This is a genomic window from Pseudomonas sp. TH37, from assembly GCF_016650735.1.
Classification (GTDB): Bacteria; Pseudomonadota; Gammaproteobacteria; order Pseudomonadales; family Pseudomonadaceae; genus Aquipseudomonas; species Aquipseudomonas farris.
On record NZ_JAEKFD010000002.1, the window covers coordinates 675,238 to 689,360 of the forward strand.

Annotated in this window: 7 protein-coding genes; 6 read left to right on the plus strand and 1 reads right to left on the minus strand. The window is 61.8% G+C overall.

The window, feature by feature from the left end:
- The first annotated feature begins 144 nt into the window (after positions 1-144).
- The 6 genes from JFU11_RS08185 (at position 145) to JFU11_RS08210 (ending at position 12,541) form a co-directional block, all read left to right on the plus strand.
- On the plus strand, positions 145-1,461 hold the full coding sequence (locus JFU11_RS08185) for an MdtA/MuxA family multidrug efflux RND transporter periplasmic adaptor subunit (protein ID WP_201121252.1): 1,317 nt from the start codon (positions 145-147) through the stop codon (positions 1,459-1,461).
- Entirely contained in the window at positions 1,458-4,562 is a 3,105-nt protein-coding gene (locus JFU11_RS08190; protein ID WP_201060327.1) for an MdtB/MuxB family multidrug efflux RND transporter permease subunit, read from the plus strand. The genes JFU11_RS08185 and JFU11_RS08190 overlap by 4 nt, the downstream gene beginning before the upstream one ends.
- Positions 4,559-7,666, plus strand: coding sequence for an efflux RND transporter permease subunit (locus tag JFU11_RS08195; RefSeq protein WP_201060328.1), 3,108 nt, complete (start codon positions 4,559-4,561; stop codon positions 7,664-7,666). Before JFU11_RS08190 ends, JFU11_RS08195 begins: the two co-directional genes overlap by 4 nt.
- Entirely contained in the window at positions 7,663-9,144 is a 1,482-nt protein-coding gene (locus tag JFU11_RS08200; protein WP_201060329.1) for an efflux transporter outer membrane subunit, read from the plus strand. Before JFU11_RS08195 ends, JFU11_RS08200 begins: the two co-directional genes overlap by 4 nt.
- Before the next feature lie 337 nt (positions 9,145-9,481).
- Positions 9,482-11,563 carry an EAL domain-containing protein gene (locus tag JFU11_RS08205; protein ID WP_123722955.1) on the plus strand — a complete coding sequence of 694 codons (2,082 nt, stop codon included), beginning with the start codon at positions 9,482-9,484 and terminating at the stop codon, positions 11,561-11,563.
- Between the two features lie 231 nt (positions 11,564-11,794).
- On the plus strand, positions 11,795-12,541 hold the full coding sequence (locus tag JFU11_RS08210; RefSeq protein ID WP_008069154.1) for an SDR family oxidoreductase: 747 nt from the start codon (positions 11,795-11,797) through the stop codon (positions 12,539-12,541).
- Between the two features lie 151 nt (positions 12,542-12,692).
- Here the strand turns inward: JFU11_RS08210 and mapR are convergent, their stop codons facing one another.
- Positions 12,693-14,102 carry a GntR family transcriptional regulator MpaR gene (mapR, locus tag JFU11_RS08215; RefSeq protein WP_201060330.1) on the minus strand — a complete coding sequence of 470 codons (1,410 nt, stop codon included), beginning with the start codon at positions 14,100-14,102 and terminating at the stop codon, positions 12,693-12,695.
- Between the last annotated feature and the right edge of the window lie 21 nt (positions 14,103-14,123).

Sequence of the window (14,123 nt, forward strand, 5' to 3'; positions counted from 1 at the left end):
CAGGCCGTTTTCATTTGTGCTTCAGTGTCTTAGCCAAACCTCCTGTTACGTAAGCCAAAGGTAAATTGCCGGTAAAGGCGCTTTGCTTAATACCCGCCAGTGCTTATCGTTCAGCCTCCTGTAGAAAGAAGCTTCACGCGCCCAATGGTTGATCATTCCATGCAATCCTCCGCTTCCCGCAATCCTCGTCGCTGGCTGTTCGGCCTGCTTGTCCTGTTGGTCATCGCTGGTCTGTGCTGGAAGTTCTGGCCCGCAGGTAGCAGCCCGAAGGAGGGCGCAGGGCAGAAAGCCGTTGCCGGGCATACAGGCCGGTCGGGTGGGATGCGTCCGGGGTTCGGCGGGGCGAGCGGGCCGGTGCCGGTGCGCGTGGCGCCGGCGGTCAAAGGTGATTTCCCGCTGTATTACAAGGCACTGGGCACTGTGACCGCGCTGAATACCATCAATGTGCGCAGCCGGGTTGGCGGTGAACTGATCAAGATTTCGTTCGAAGAAGGGCAAATGGTCAAGGCGGGCGACTTGCTGGCCGAGATCGACCCGCGTCCTTACCAGAATGCCTTGCTCCAGGCCGAAGGCACCTTGCTGCAGAGTCAGGCACAACTGAAAAACGCCCAAGTCGATGTCGAGCGCTATCGCGGCCTGTACCGCGAAGACAGTATCGCCAAGCAAACCCTGGACACCGCCGAAGCATTGGTCGGCCAGTACCTGGGCACGGTCAAGACCAATCAGGCGGCGGTCAATGACGCCAAGCTCAATCTGGAATTCACCAAAATTCGCGCGCCGATTGCCGGGCGCGTGGGCCTGCGTCAGCTGGACGTCGGCAACCTCGTTGCGGCCAACGACACCACGGCGCTGGTGATCATCACCCAGACCCAACCGATCAGCGTGGCCTTTACCTTGCCGGAAAACAGTCTGGACACCGTGCTGGCCCGCTATCGCACCGGCGCCAAGCTGCCCGCTGAAGCCTGGGACCGTGGCGATACCAAATTGCAGGCCACGGGCGTATTGCAGAGCCTGGACAACCAGATCGATGTCACCACCGGCACCCTGAAATTCAAGGCTCGCTACGAGAACCGCGATCAAGCACTGTTCCCTAATCAGTTCGTCAACGTCCACCTGCTGGCCGACACCCTCAAAGGCGTGGTGCTTGCACCTTCGGCGGCGATCCAGTTCGGCACCAACGGCACATTCGTCTATGCGATGGACGGCGACAAAAAGGTCACCATCCGCCAGTTGAAAGTCGGCGCCAGTGACGGTGACAACACCGTGGTCACCGAAGGCCTGGCCGCTGGCGATCGAGTGGTACTGGAAGGCACCGACCGCCTGAAAGAAGGCAGCGAAGTAGAGGTCGTCAACGACAGCAAGGATGTACCGACCACCCCGACCGAACACCTGCAAGGCAAGTCGGCCGCCACTGCACCTGAGGCGACGGTCACCGACAAGGCGAAAAAGGGCGGCGCATGAACATCTCGCGGCTGTTCATCCTTCGCCCGGTCGCCACGACCCTGAGCATGCTGGCCATTATTCTGGCCGGTGTGATCGCTTATCGACTGCTGCCAGTGTCGGCATTGCCCCAGGTCGACTACCCGACCATTCGCGTGATGACGCTCTATCCCGGCGCCAGCCCGGATGTCATGACCAGCGCTGTGACTGCGCCACTGGAGCGTCAGTTCGGGCAGATGCCCGGCCTGACCCAGATGGCGTCCACCAGTTCTGGCGGCGCCTCGGTGCTGACCCTGCGGTTCAGCCTCGACATCAACATGGACGTCGCCGAGCAGCAGGTGCAGGCCGCGATCAACGCTGCGACTAACTTGCTGCCCAAGGACCTGCCGGCACCGCCGGTGTACAACAAGGTCAACCCGGCGGACACCCCGGTGCTGACCCTGGCCATCACCTCCAAGACCATGCTGTTGCCCAAACTCAATGATTTGGTCGACACACGCATGGCGCAGAAAATCGCCCAGATCAGCGGCGTCGGCATGGTCAGCATTGCCGGTGGCCAGCGTCAGGCGGTGCGCATCAAGGTCAACCCCGAGGCCCTGGCGGCCAACGGCCTGAATCTGTCGGACGTGCGCACCTTGGTCGGCGCCTCCAACGTCAACCAACCCAAGGGCAACTTCGACGGCCCGACCCGGGTGTCGATGCTCGACGCCAACGACCAACTGACGTCACCCAAGGATTACGCCAACCTGATCCTCGCCTACAGCAACGGCGCGCCGTTGCGACTCAAGGACGTGGCAGAGATCGTCGACGGCGCCGAAAACGAGCGTCTGGCGGCGTGGGCCAATGAAAATCAGGCGGTGCTGCTGAACATCCAGCGCCAGCCCGGTGCCAACGTCATTGAAGTGGTCGACCGGATCAAGGCCTTGCTGCCGAGCATCACCGATAACCTGCCGGCCGGCCTCGACGTCACGGTACTCACCGACCGCACCCAGACCATCCGCGCCTCGGTCACCGACGTGCAACACGAACTGCTGATCGCCATCGCGCTGGTGGTGATGGTCACGTTCCTGTTCCTGCGTCGGGCCAGCGCCACGATCATTCCGTCGGTAGCCGTGCCGCTGTCGTTGATCGGCACCTTCGGCGTGATGTACCTCGCAGGGTTTTCGGTCAACAACCTGACCCTGATGGCGCTGACCATCGCCACCGGTTTCGTGGTGGACGATGCGATCGTCATGCTGGAGAACATTTCCCGATTTATCGAAGAGGGTGACAGCCCGTTGCAAGCGGCGCTCAAGGGCGCCAAGCAGATTGGCTTCACCCTGATTTCCCTGACGCTGTCGCTGATCGCGGTGTTGATTCCGCTGCTGTTCATGGCCGACGTGGTGGGGCGCTTGTTCCGCGAGTTTGCAATAACCCTGGCGGTGGCGATCCTGATTTCCCTTGTCGTCTCCCTGACCCTGACGCCAATGATGTGCGCGCGGCTGCTCAAGCGTGAGCCCAAGGAAGCAGAACAGGGTCGGTTTTACCGCTCCAGTGGCGCTGCAATTGATTGGATGATCGCGGCTTACGGGCGCAAGTTAAAGTGGGTTCTCAAGCACCAACCGCTGACCTTGATGGTGGCTATCGGCACGCTGGCGCTGACGGTGTTCCTGTACATGGTGGTGCCCAAGGGCTTCTTCCCGGTGCAGGACACCGGGGTGATCCAGGGTATTTCCGAGGCACCGCAGTCGATTTCCTTTGCGGCGATGAGCGAGCGGCAGCAGGAACTGGCCAAGGTGATCCTCGCCGATCCGGCGGTCGAGAGCCTGTCGTCCTATATCGGGGTCGACGGTGACAACTCGACGCTGAACAGCGGCCGGCTGCTGATCAACCTCAAATCCCACAGCAATCGCGAGCTGAGCGCCACCGAAGTGATTGCGCGCCTGCAACCGGAGCTGGACAAGCTGATTGGCATTCGCCTGTTCATGCAGCCGGTGCAGGACCTGACCATCGAAGATCGGGTCAGCCGCACGCAGTACCAGTTCAGCATGTCGTCGCCGGATTCCGAGTTGCTCAGCCTGTGGAGCGGGCGTCTGGTGGAAGCGTTGGCGCAACGGCCGGAGTTGACCGACGTCGCCAGCGATTTGCAGGACAAGGGCTTGCAGGTGTATCTGGTGATCGATCGTGATGCGGCGTCGCGGGTCGGTGTATCGGTGTCGAACATCACCGACGCGCTGTACGACGCCTTCGGTCAGCGACAGATTTCCACCATTTACACCCAGGCCAGCCAATACCGCGTGGTGCTGCAGTCGCAGTCAGGCGAGAAGATCGGCCCGGATGCGCTGAACCAGATTCACGTCAAGACCACCGATGGCGGTCAGGTGCGCCTGTCCAGCCTGGCGCATGTCGAGGAGCGTCAGGCACAACTGGCGATCACCCACATCGGCCAGTTCCCCGCGGTAATGATGTCCTTCAATCTGGCGCCTGGCGTGGCACTGGGGCATGCGGTGGAGATCATCGATCAGGTGCAGAAAGACATCGGCATGCCGATTGGCGTGCAGACCCAGTTCCAGGGCGCGGCCGAAGCGTTCCAGGCGTCGCTGTCGAGCACCTTGCTGCTGATTCTGGCGGCGGTGGTGACCATGTACATCGTGCTCGGCGTGCTCTACGAGAGTTACATTCACCCGATCACCATTCTCTCGACCTTGCCCTCGGCGGCGGTCGGCGCCTTGTTGGCGTTGCTGTTGAGCGGCAATGACCTGGGGATGATCGCGATCATCGGCATCATCCTGCTGATCGGTATCGTGAAAAAGAACGCGATCATGATGATCGACTTCGCCCTCGAGGCGGAACGTAACCAAGGCATGGATCCGCAAACCGCGATCTATCAGGCCGCGCTGCTGCGCTTCCGGCCGATTCTGATGACCACCCTGGCGGCGTTGTTCGGCGCGGTGCCGCTGATGCTGGCCACCGGTTCCGGCGCGGAACTGCGCCAGCCTTTGGGTCTGGTGATGGTCGGTGGCTTGCTGGTGAGTCAGGTGCTGACGCTGTTTACCACGCCCGTCATCTACTTGTACTTCGACCGCCTCGGGCGGCGCTGGGGCCGTAAGTCCGAGTCTGTGGAACCGGTAGAACAGCCATGAACCTGTCCGGACCTTTCATCAAGCGCCCGGTCGCAACGATGTTGTTGAGCCTGGCGATCATATTGCTGGGCGGCGTGAGCTTCGGCCTGTTGCCGGTATCGCCGCTGCCGCAGATGGATTTCCCGGTGATCGTGGTTCAGGCCAGCTTGCCCGGTGCGAGCCCTGAGGTCATGGCCTCGACCGTGGCCACGCCGCTTGAGCGTTCCTTCGGCGCCATCGCCGGGGTCAACACCATGAGTAGCCGTTCCAGCCAGGGCTCGACCCGGGTGATTTTGCAGTTCGACCTGGACCGCGACATCAACGGCGCGGCGCGGGAAGTGCAGGCGGCAATCAACGCCTCGCGCAATTTGCTGCCGAGCGGCATGCGCAGCATGCCCACCTACAAGAAGGTCAACCCGTCCCAGGCGCCGATCATGGTGCTGTCGCTGACCTCGGATGTGCTGGAAAAAGGCCAGCTCTATGACTTGGCCTCGACCATTTTGTCCCAGAGCCTGTCGCAGGTGCAGGGCGTGGGCGAAGTGCAGATCGGCGGCAGTTCGTTGCCGGCGGTGCGCATCGAACTCGAGCCCCAGGCGCTCAACCAGTACGGCGTGGCGCTGGACGACGTGCGCAACACTATCGCCAACGCCAACGTGCGCCGGCCCAAGGGCTCGGTCGAAGATGGCCAGCGGCTGTGGCAGGTTCAAGCCAACGATCAACTGGAAAAAGCCAAGGATTACGAGTCGCTGATCATTCACTACGCGGACGGCGCGGTCCTGCGCCTGAAGGATGTGGCCAAGGTCAGTGACGGCGTCGAGGACCGCTACAACAGCGGGTTCTTCAACGACGACGCGGCGGTGTTGCTGGTGATCAACCGCCAGGCCGGTGCCAACATCATCGAGACGGTTAACGAGATCAAGGCGCAACTGCCGGCGTTGCAGGCCGTGCTGCCGGCCAGCGTCAAACTGAACCTGGCGATGGACCGTTCGCCGGTGATCAAGGCCACTCTGCACGAAGCGGAAATGACCCTGCTGATTGCCGTGGCGCTGGTGATTCTGGTGGTGTTCCTGTTCCTCGGTAATTTCCGTGCCTCACTGATTCCAACCCTGGCGGTGCCGGTGTCGCTGGTGGGCACGTTTGCGGTGATGTACCTCTACGGGTTCTCCCTGAACAACCTGTCGCTGATGGCACTGATCCTGGCCACCGGGCTGGTGGTGGACGACGCCATCGTGGTGCTGGAGAACATTTCCCGGCACATCGACAAGGGCGTGCCGCCGATGAAGGCCGCGTACCTCGGGGCCGAGGAAGTCGGCTTCACGCTGCTGTCGATGAACGTCTCGCTGGTGGCGGTGTTCCTGTCGATCCTGTTCATGGGCGGGATCATCGAAAGCCTGTTCCGCGAGTTTTCCATCACCTTGGCGGCGGCCATCGTGGTGTCGTTGCTGGTGTCGCTGACGCTGACGCCGATGCTCTGCGCCCGCTGGCTCAAGCCGCACACGCCGGGGCAGGAAAACCGCCTGCAACGCTGGAGCCAGCGGACCAACGAGTGGATGGTCGGCAAATACGCCACCAGCCTCGATTGGGTGTTGCGTCACCGTCGGCTGACCTTGCTCAGTCTGTTCGTGACGATTGGCGTGAACATCGCGCTGTATGTCGTTGTTCCCAAAACCTTCTTGCCCCAGCAGGATACCGGCCAGTTGATCGGTTTCGTGCGCGGCGACGACAGCCTGTCGTTCAGCGTGATGCAGCCGAAGATGGAAATCTTCCGCCGTGCCGTGCTCAAGGACGAGGCGGTTGAGAGCGTCGCCGGGTTCATCGGTGGCAACAACGGCACCAACAACGCCTTCATGCTGGTGCGGCTCAAGCCGATCAAGGAACGCAACCTGTCCGCGCAAAAAGTCATCGAACGCCTGCGCAAGGAAATGCCCAAGGTGCCCGGTGCGCAATTGATGCTGATGGCGGATCAGGACCTGCAATTTGGCGGCGGCCGCGAGCAGACCAGCTCGCAATATTCCTACATCCTGCAAAGCGGCGATCTCGGCGCGTTGCGTGAGTGGTATCCGAAAGTCGTCACGGCCCTCAAGGCTTTGCCGGAGCTGACGGCGATTGACGCGCGCGAAGGCCGTGGCGCCCCGCAAGTGACCCTGATCGTCGATCGCGATCAGGCCAAGCGACTGGGCGTGGACATGGACATGGTCACCGCGGTGCTGAACAACGCCTACAGCCAGCGGCAGATTTCGACGATCTACGACAGCCTCAACCAGTATCAGGTGGTGATGGAGGTCAACCCGAAATACGCCCAGGACCCGATCACGCTCAAGCAGGTGCAGGTGATCACCGCCGACGGTGCGCGGATTCCGCTGTCGACCATCGCTCACTATGAAAACAGCCTGGAAGACGACCGGGTCAGCCACGAAGGCCAGTTCGCTTCGGAAAGCATCGCCTTCGACATGGCCGAAGGCGTGACGGTGGAGCAGGGCTCGGCGGCCATCGAGCGGGCGATTGCCAAGGTCGGTCTGCCGGAAGACGTGATCGCGAAAATGGCCGGTACCGCCGATGCGTTCGCCGCTACCCAGAAGAGCCAGCCGTGGATGATTCTCGGCGCGCTGGTGGCGGTGTATCTGGTGTTGGGCGTGCTGTATGAAAGCTACATCCACCCGCTGACGATTCTTTCGACCTTGCCGTCGGCCGGGGTCGGAGCGTTGCTGTCGATTTATGTGCTGGGCGGCGAGTTCAGCCTGATCTCCTTGCTCGGGCTGTTCCTGCTGATCGGCGTGGTGAAGAAAAACGCGATTCTGATGATCGACCTGGCGCTGCAACTGGAACGGCACCAGGGCCTGGAGCCGCTGGAGTCGATCCGTAGTGCTTGTCTGCAACGGCTGCGACCGATTCTGATGACCACTCTGGCGGCAATCCTCGGCGCCTTGCCGTTGTTGCTGAGCCGGGCCGAAGGGGCGGAAATGCGTCAGCCGCTGGGCCTGACCATCATCGGCGGGCTGGTCTTCAGCCAGGTGCTGACCCTTTACACCACCCCGGTGGTTTACCTCTATCTCGACAAACTGCGCCATCGCTTCAACCACTGGCGTGGGGTGCGTACCGATGCTGCTCTGGAAACTCCGCTATGACTGACCGTTCGCTTATCAACCTGGTTGCACCGCTGATCACGGCCCGAGGCTCGCGTTTGCTGAGCCTGTCGCTGTGCGTGGCGATGCTCAGTGCCTGCGCCATCGGCCCGGATTACCAGCGCCCGCAAGCCGCCGCGCCGGCACAGTACAAGGAAGCGGCTGGCTGGCGTCAGGCCAACCCCAGCGACTCTCTGGCGCGTGGTGCCTGGTGGGAGCTGTATGGCGATCGGCAGCTCAATGGGCTGATCGAAAAACTCAACAGCGCCAACCAGACCGTCGCCCAGTCCGAAGCCCAGTACCGACAGGCCCAGGCCTTGGTGCGCAGTGCCCGGGGGGCGTTTTTCCCGACGGTGGACCTGACGGTCGGGAAAACCCGTTCCAGCCAGGGCACCGGTAGCAGCAGCTCGAGCCTGAGCAGTTCCTCCAGCGGTATTCGCGACACGTACACCGCGCAGGCCGGGGTCAGTTGGGAAGCGGACGTCTGGGGCAAATTGCGCCGAGGCCTGGAAGCCGACACGGCCAACGCCGAGGCGAGTTTTGCCGATCTGGCGGCGATGCGCCTGAGCCAGCAATCGGAGCTGGTGCAGAACTATCTGCAATTGCGGGTGATCGACGAACAGAAACGCCTGCTGGAAGCGACGGTCGAGGCTTATCAGCGCTCGCTGACCATGACCGAAAACCAGTACCGCGCCGGTGTCTCCGGCAAGGACGCGGTGGCCCAGGCCACCACGCAGCTCAAAAGCACCCAGGCGGAGATGGTCGACCTGATCTGGCAGCGCGCGCAGTTCGAGAACGCCATTGCCGTACTGATAGGTCTGCCGCCAGCGGAGTTCAGCCTGGCTGAAACCAAGGACATCCCGGCATTGCCGCAGGTGCCGCTGAGCCTGCCTTCGCAATTGCTGGAACGGCGCCCGGACATCGCCTCCGCCGAGCGCTCGGTGATGGCCGCCAACGCCAACATCGGCGTGGCCAAAGCTGCCTACTACCCGGACCTGACCCTGAGCCTGAACGGCGGTTATAGCAGCAGCACCTCTAACAACTGGATCAGCGTGCCGAACCGCTTCTGGTCGGTCGGCCCGCAACTGGCCATGACCCTGTTCGACGGTGGGCAGCGCTCGGCGGAAGTCGATCGCAGCGAAGCGGCCTATGACGAGACCGTCGCCAAGTACCGCCAGACCGTGCTCGACGGCTTCCGTGAAGTGGAAAACTATCTGGTGCAGCTCAAGGTGCTGGAAGACGAAGCCAAGGTGCGCCAGGAAGCTCTGGATGCAGCGCGCGAATCCCTGCGGTTGACCCAGAATCAGTACAAGGCCGGGGTGATTGCTTATCTGGATGTGGTGGTGGTTCAGGCCACGGCGTTGAGCAACGAGCGTAACGTGCTGACTTTGCTGCAGAGCCGCTTGATCGCCAGCGTGCAATTGATTGCCGCATTGGGCGGCGGGTGGGACGGGCAGCTTCAGGTGAGCGACGAGGAATAGCGCAACCCCTGTGGTGAGGGGGGCCTAATGCCGGTAAGCCCAGAAATTTGAGCGACGAAGATCCTGTGGGAGCGTGGCTTGCCCGCGAAGAATGCGCCGCGGTTTTTCAGGTAGTACGCGTCATCGTTCTTCGCGGGCAAGCCACGCTCCCACAAGTTATGCGCCTTGACTTACCGGCATTAGGGCCAGCCCCCTCGCCACAGTGCAGCGATTGCACAAACGTTTCATCACCTTGATGGCCTTTTGATGACTTTGTGAGTGCGTTCATCCGCGGAATCAGTACAATCGCCGACTTTGCTCGCCGAGAATGGATGCGGGGGCGGTCGCGAGAAGTCCCATGCTCATCGGTAGCTATTCCTTTACCCTGGTTTTCATATCGCTCTGTGTGGCGATACTTGCCTCTTATACCGCGCTCGACCTCACCGGTCGCATCGCCACGGCCAAGGGTCGGGCGGTGCATCTGTGGACGGCGGGCGGCGCTTTTGCGATGGGGATTGGCGTGTGGTCGATGCATTTCATCGGCATGCTCGCCTTCACATTGCCGATCGATCTGGGCTACGACGTTACTCTCACGGCGCTGTCCCTCTTGATCGCGGTCCTGTCTTGCGGCTTTGCCCTGTGGCTGGTCAGCCAGCCACAATTGCCGGCCTGGCAACTGGTGTTCGGTGCGCTGATCATGGGCGCAGGCATCAGCGCGATGCATTACACCGGCATGGCCGCCATGCGCATGCAGCCGGGCATCGATTACGACCCCGCATTGTTTAGCGCGTCGCTGCTGATTGCCGTTGGCGCGTCGGGCGCGGCGTTATGGATCGCGTTCCGCCTGCGCCAGCACGCGCCATATGTTCGCCTGATTCGCGGCGGTGCAGCGGTGATCATGGGCATCGCCATCGTCGGCATGCACTACACCGGCATGGCCGCGGCGCGTTTTGTCGACGGCAGTTTCTGTGGCGCGGCGGTCGATGGCCTGAACGGCAAGGGCCTGGATAATCTTGTTCTGATCACCACCTTGGCGGTGTTGAGCATTGCCTTGCTGACCTCGATCCTCGATGCGCGGCTAGAGGCTCGCACCGCGGAGCTCGCCCAATCACTGACCGAGGCCAATCGCGAACTCACCCAACTGGCCCTGCACGACACCCTGACCGGGCTGCCGAACCGAGTGCTGTTGGCCGATCGTATCGATCAGGCGATGTCGAGGGTGCAGGAGCAGGGCGGCTGTTTTGCGTTGATGTTCATTGATCTGGACGGCTTCAAACCGGTCAACGATGCTTTTGGACACCACATGGGCGATCAGTTGCTGCGTGAAGTCGGCCTGCGCCTGCGCGAGGATTTGCGCAGTCAGGACACGCTGGCGCGGATCGGCGGCGATGAGTTTGTGCTGCTGGTGCAACTCACCGAGCCGAATGACGCGCTGAACCTGGCGGCGCGACAGGTGGGGCTGATCGGGCGCTCGTTCCGGGTCGCGGAACATGACTTGCAGATTTCCGCCAGCGTCGGTATCTCGCTCTATCCGGGCAACGGTCACACCGCCGAGGAGTTGCTGATGAACGCCGATGCCGCGATGTACCACGCCAAGGGCGCCGGGAAAAACGGCCACCGCTTCTTCGACGCCTCGATGAACAGCAACGCGCGCAAACAGCTGCAATTGCTGCAAGACCTGCGCAATGCCGTCGATCAGCAGCAGTTCAGTCTCTATTACCAACCCAAGTTCGACGCCGGCAATGGCCGAGCGGTGGGCGCCGAGGCGTTGCTGCGCTGGATGCACCCGACTCAAGGCATGCTGCAGCCGGACAGCTTCATCGATCTTGCGGAAAAGACCGGGCTGATCATTCCAATCGGCGAGTGGGTGCTCAACGAAGCCTGCCGTCAGATGCGCGAGTGGTATCTGCTCGGTTACACCGACTGGCGCATCGCGGTGAACCTCTCAGCCTTGCAGTTCTGCCACGCCGGGTTGGTCCAGAGCGTCGCCAAGGCCTTGGCCACTCATCATTTGCCGGCCAACAGCCTGACCCTGGAAATCACCGAAACCACCGCCATGAGCGACGCCGATGCGAGCATGACGGTGTTGCAGGAACTCTCGGAAATGGGCGTCGACCTGTCCATCGATGACTTTGGTACCGGCTATTCGAGCTTGATGTACCTCAAGCGCCTGCCGGCCAATGAATTGAAGATTGATCGGGGTTTCGTCCGCGATCTGGAACACGACAGCGACGACGCGGCCATCGTGTCGGCTATCGTTGCCCTCGGCCAGGCGCTTGGCTTGCGGATCGTCGCCGAAGGAGTGGAAACCGATGTCCAGCAAGACTTTCTGACCCAATTGGGCTGCGACTCGTTGCAGGGTTACCTGCTGGGGCACCCGCTGCCTGCTGATCGCTTCATGGCCGATATTCATCGTGGGGAGCAATTGGCTACCGGCTGATGGACTCCTGTGGCGAGGGGGCTTGCCCCCGTTCGGCTGCGAAGCAGTCGTAAATTCAGGCAACTCGGTGATAATGGAAAATCGAAGGGGGGCCGCTTCGCTGCCCAACGGGGGCAAGCCCCCTCGCCACAGGTTTGTGTCATTAGAGTTGACGCAGGTTCATGCAAAACCGCGCAATGGCGGTTATTCTTGGCCCCGACTGCTTACGCTTGTAACGGGGGAAATGCCAGCATGGACAAAGTCATCGTCATCACCGGCGGCAGCCGCGGAATTGGCGCCGCCACGGCCCTGTTGGCCGCAGAGCAGGGCTATCGGATCTGTATCAACTATCAATCCGACGAACAGGCGGCGCACAGTGTGCTGGAACAAGTCCGCGCACTCGGCGCCCAGGCCATTGCCGTGCGTGCCGATGTCAGCATCGAAGACGAAGTGATCGGTCTGTTCCACCGCGTAGACACCGAACTGGGTCGGGTCACGGCGCTGGTGAACAACGCCGGCACTGTCGGGCAAAAGTCGCGGATCGACGAAATGTCCGAATTCCGTATTCTGAAAATCCTCAAGACCAACGTCCTGGCGCCGATCCTCTGCGCCAAACACGCGATCCTGCGCATGTCACCCAAACATGGCGGGCAGGGTGGCAGCATCGTCAACGTGTCGTCGGTCGCAGCCCGCTTGGGCGCTCCCAGCGAATATGTCGACTACGCAGCGTCCAAAGGCGCGCTGGACACCTTCACCATCGGCCTGTCGAAGGAAGTGGCGGGCGAGGGGATTCGGGTCAACGCCGTGCGACCGGGTTACATCTACACCGATTTCCATGCATTGAGCGGCGATCCGGATCGGGTCAGCAAGCTGGAGTCGGCGATCCCGATGGCTCGGGGTGGGCGGCCGGATGAAGTGGCGGAGGCGATTGTGTGGTTGTTGTCGGATAAGGCTTCTTATGCGACGGGGACGTTTGTTGATCTTGGTGGTGGGCGTTAACTTTCGAGATTTTCGTTGTTCCGGCCGGCCCCTTCGCGGGCAAGCCCGCTCCCACAGTGTGCTGCGGTGTAAACACAATCGTGTTCTCAACATTGCACCTTGTGGGAGCGGGCTTGCCCGCGATGGCGATGCCCCAAACGACATCAAATCCTCAGAACGACCGCACAATCCGCCCCAACGTCTCCATCGCCTTCTCAGAATCTTCAGTCCAAGGGCTCCCATAATTCAGCCGAATACAATTCCTGAACCGCTGGGTCGGTGAAAAGATCGGCCCCGGCGCAATGCTGATCCCTTGCGCCAATGCCATCTGAAACAACTTTAACGAATCCATCTGCGGCGGCAGTTCCAGCCACAAAAAGTAGCCCCCTGCCGGCTGACTGACGCGCGTCTGCGCCGGGAAGTAGCGGGCGATGGCGGCGAGCATGGCGCTTTGCTGTTCTTCCAGGGCGTAACGCAGTTTGCGCAGGTGCCGGTCGTAGCCGCCGTGTTGCAGGTAATCGGCGATGGCGGCTTGGGCGGGCATCGAGGCGCAGAGCGAGGTCATCAGCTTCAGGCGTTCGATTTTCTGCGCATACCGCCCAGCGGCGACCCAGCCGATGCGGTAACCGGGGGCCAGGCTCTTGGCGAACGAACCGCAATGCATCACCAACCCTTCGGTATCGAAAGCCTTGGCCGGTTTTGGCGCCTGTTGGCCGTAATAGAGCTCGGCGTAGACGTCGTCTTCGATCAGCGGTACCTGATGGCTGCGCAACAGCTCCACCAGCTCCTGCTTCTTCGCTTCGGGCATGGTCGCGCCCATGGGGTTCTGGAAACTGGTCATGCACCAGCAAGCCTTGATCGGATGCCGTTCCAGGGTCTGGGCGAGAACGCCGAGGTCGATGCCGTCTCGTGGGTGGACGGGAATTTCCACTGCTTTGAGCTTCAGCCGTTCCAGCACTTGCAGGCTGGCGTAGAACGCCGGGGCTTCGATGGCCACCAGATCGCCGGGTTCGGTGACCGCTTGCAGGCACAGGTTCAGGGCTTCGAGGGCGCCGTTGGTGATCAGCAACTCTTCCATGGGCAACATCAGCCCGCCGACCATGTAGCGCAGGGCTATTTGTCGACGCAGTTGCGGGTTACCCGGCGACATGTCGGTGACCACCATGCGCGGGTCCATCTCGCGGGCGGCACTGGCCAGCGAGCGGGACAGGCGTTGCAGCGGGAACAGCGTGGGGCTGGGGAACGCCGAACCGAAGGGCACAGTGTTCGGATCCTTGATCGAGTCCAGCACCGAGAACACCAGTTCGCTGACGTCGACTTTGGTGGACTCGTTGACCTGGCTACTGATCACCGGCTCCGAGAACGGGCTCGGTGCATGCGCATTGACGAAGTAGCCGGAACGCGGCCGGGCGCGGATCAAGCCCCGGCGTTCGAGCAGGTAATAGGCCTGGAACACAGTGGACGGGCTGACGCCGTAGGTCTGACTGGCGTAGCGCACCGATGGCACCCGCTGGCCGGGACCGAGGACGCCGGAGCGGATCAGTTCAGCGATGTCGTCGGCGAATTTTTCGTAGCGTTTCATCGAGTGCCCGGGTGGTGTCAT

Bases quoted from the DNA above. Each gene is read 5' to 3' on its own strand.
- JFU11_RS08185 (WP_201121252.1), top strand. From the start codon at position 145: ATGGTTGATCATTCCATGCAATCCTCCGCTTCCCGCAATCCTCGTCGC.
- JFU11_RS08190 (WP_201060327.1), top strand. From the start codon at position 1,458: ATGAACATCTCGCGGCTGTTCATCCTTCGCCCGGTCGCCACGACCCTG.
- JFU11_RS08195 (WP_201060328.1), top strand. From the start codon at position 4,559: ATGAACCTGTCCGGACCTTTCATCAAGCGCCCGGTCGCAACGATGTTG.
- JFU11_RS08200 (WP_201060329.1), top strand. From the start codon at position 7,663: ATGACTGACCGTTCGCTTATCAACCTGGTTGCACCGCTGATCACGGCC.
- JFU11_RS08205 (WP_123722955.1), top strand. From the start codon at position 9,482: ATGCTCATCGGTAGCTATTCCTTTACCCTGGTTTTCATATCGCTCTGT.
- JFU11_RS08210 (WP_008069154.1), top strand. From the start codon at position 11,795: ATGGACAAAGTCATCGTCATCACCGGCGGCAGCCGCGGAATTGGCGCC.
- mapR (WP_201060330.1), bottom strand. From the start codon at position 14,102: ATGAAACGCTACGAAAAATTCGCCGACGACATCGCTGAACTGATCCGC.